This window comes from Hydrocoleum sp. CS-953 (assembly GCF_002260545.1).
GTDB lineage: Bacteria > Cyanobacteriota > Cyanobacteriia > Cyanobacteriales > Microcoleaceae > Trichodesmium.
On sequence record NZ_LGSU01000396.1, the window covers coordinates 1 to 2,979 of the forward strand.

Below are 2,979 nucleotides of genomic sequence, written 5' to 3' on the forward strand. Positions count from 1 at the left end.
GTAGGGGAGTAGGGGAGAAATTAAAATATATCCTCTCGATCGCCAAATATTTTATTTATACCTAATCATCCGGACATGATATTACGCAAATACCATGTATATAGCGTTCAAAACTATAACGTTATAGTTTTTTGACTCTATATATAGTACCTCTGCTTCAGCAATTAACAATGAACAATTAATAATTAATAATTAGGGCTTGCTGAAAAAGTCTTATGGGTAAGGGTAGGAGTCAGGAGACAGGAGACAGGAGACAGGAGACAGGAGAAATGGGGAATTTAGAGGAGACAGGAGCAAGAATTATCCCTTAATTTTTATGCCTCGCATCAAGCAAAAATCCTCACTTTATGCAGCTCTTTAGAATGAAAACCTTGTACTTTTTCCAGACCTAAAAAGGCACCTTATTTCCTGTCAATGCTTTTAGATTTAATCAGCAAACCCTAATTACACCTTCTAAAATAATTAACAATTAACAATTAATAATTATTACGGTGCTTAGGAGCAATATATCAAGTATAGCAATTCCCAAGAAGCGTGAGGTACAAAATTCGTTTGTTTTAGGGAACAGGGAACAGGGAACAGGGAACAGAGAACAGGTATGGAGGGAATAGGTATGGAGGGAATAGGGAATAGAAAAGAAATTAAAGAGCTTGTGTACCTCATAAGCTTGAGAAACGCTATATTTATCTAGCCAGACCCTCTGAAATTATTAATTAGAGACTGTTTGTCAAATAAGTATTAAGAAAAAAGTTTCACAACTCAATCAACTAGCTTGAATAAGGGAAGAGATTGAAATAACTCTACAGAGAGAGGAGGTATGACTATTCATACTTAATCAGTTAGTTGTGAAGTTCCTGATAACAAATAATTGTTTTTTTTGCCTCCATACCTCCATACCTCCATACCTCCATACCTCCATACCTCCATACCTCCATACCTCCATACCTCCATACCTATCTTCTTTTTTCATATTTCCTGATACATTCAACCTCTTATTAACTATTAATTATTAATTATTCTGTAAGTCCTGATGATATAACATCAAATCCAGTCGTATTTGGTATAAAAAAAAGGGGAAATGAAGCAAGAGAAACTGCTATGGCTATAGCTATTACTATTTTGGTATAAAAAAAAGGGGAAATGAAGCAAGAGAAACTGCTATGGCTATAGCTATTACTATATTTTGGCAATTGATAATATTTCTGGTTTTAAAGCCTCTGGACTAATACCTGCCCTATGAGCAACCAAAACCCCCAACGCTTCTAAATATGAATTTACCTCCAACGTCTTGATACCTAACTTTTCAGGTGATACCTCCATCTGGGTTTTATTTTCTCTCACCGCAATAATTTGTGCTTTAGTTTGACTGAAACTCATCACCCCACTACCTCCAAAAGCTGTGGCAGGTACAACTACCGCATCAACTTGTTCTGCCCAGATACTATTAGGAACTGGCAAACCCTCTTTTAATGTCACTAACTGTGGCGCACGACTCAAACCAACCAAAACACAAGGCAAAAATGTATAACCAATTTCTTCAGCAGCAGACCGAGGTGATAAGTTAGGGTCTAGGGGTAGAGGCAACAAAGCAGGAGCATGGGCGCAGGGAATTTGAAAAGTTTTGACAATTAAATGACTAATAACTGCCTCTGCTCCTGCCAGGGGGTCAACTCCTTGACCATGACGATATTCTTGTAATGCTGTACTACCTTCATCATCGGGAAATCTGGCAACAACAGCGATCGCCTCTGCCTTTGCTTTGTGGATTAGGGTATGTGCTGCTCGTAGCAAGCTATCAGGATTAGCTATTGTGCCCCAAGATGCGCCAGACTCAGACTGTCGTAGTTCTACTCCTAATGGGGAGTCAGTCACAATGTAATCTGTCAAATTTAGACCTAAAGTTGCTCTCGTAGCATCGGCAGCTTGTAAATGGCGCAGTTGTAATTCTGGCTCAATGGCCTGGTCAAGGATTAAACCTACTCGGTTTTGATGTACTGGTTGTAATCCGTACCATCCTTGAGCAAATTTGTCAAGGGCATACCCTTCTACATATAGAGCATTAGGTAATGGCCAATAGAGTTGTGCCCCATTTAGAACATTAGGGTGAGTTATCAGAGTATCGCAGGTTTGAGCGATCGCCCGTGCTACTGGCAAAGCATCACCAGCATAACCGCCAATAGATGCACCGATACCAGTGGGAATAATTAAGACTACTGTATAAGGTTTCATTTCAGTTAGCCTCCTGTTGGAGGAGCTACGTTAACAGTTAGGCTCCTATCGGAGGAACTGGGTTAACAGTTATCAGTACCGACCCCTGAAGCATAAGGCTTGAAATACTGAATTTTATTTTTTCCATCATAAGAATGGGAGGTTATTGACATTTACTCCTCACTATTCCCTATTCCCTATTCCCTATTCCCTCTTTTTAGGAATTAGTTGTTAATTTTTTTTCCTCAATTACTACAGCTTCTACATGAGCTTTTTGTTTTTCTGTATCTACTTTTGTCACTGCCCAACGTAGAGGAGTTCCGCGTTTTTCCAACTCTTTTTCAATTTCTTGATTGAGTTTTGCTGGTGATTCTTGCAGGTCAATTTCAGCGTCAATAAAATGAGTAGTCATTTCAGTTATTAGTTATTATTGATCAGTTATTAGTTATCAGTACCGACCCCTGAAGTCAGAGGCTTAAAATACTGAAGTTTATTTTTTTATCCCCTTAAAAGGAGAAGCTTGAGACCTTATTTTTTGCTCATAGCAATTATATAATTAATTAGTTCATACTTGCTTATCTTTAGCTAACAGCCATAAAATACATATAGCAATCCTAAATAGGTTGTGATAAGTTTTATAATAGCTAATTTAAACTGAACGCTTTGAAAATTCTGACTCCTGACTCGTGACTCCTGTACGGGCGTTAACGATAGTTATGCGAAGCTAACGGCCGTTTCGCTGCGCGACATGTTTGCGGAGCATTCCGTCAG

2 protein-coding genes are annotated in these 2,979 nt (G+C 38.6%); both read right to left on the reverse strand.

The features are described 5' to 3' along the window. Positions 1–1,176 precede the first annotated feature (1,176 nt). A complete protein-coding gene (locus tag AFK68_RS03850; protein ID WP_094671667.1) occupies positions 1,177–2,229 on the reverse strand; it encodes a DUF3326 domain-containing protein in 1,053 nt (350 codons plus the stop codon). 196 nt (positions 2,230–2,425) lie between these two features. Then, entirely contained in the window at positions 2,426–2,620 is a 195-nt protein-coding gene (locus tag AFK68_RS03855; protein WP_094671668.1) for a hypothetical protein, read from the reverse strand. Between the last annotated feature and the right edge of the window lie 359 nt (positions 2,621–2,979).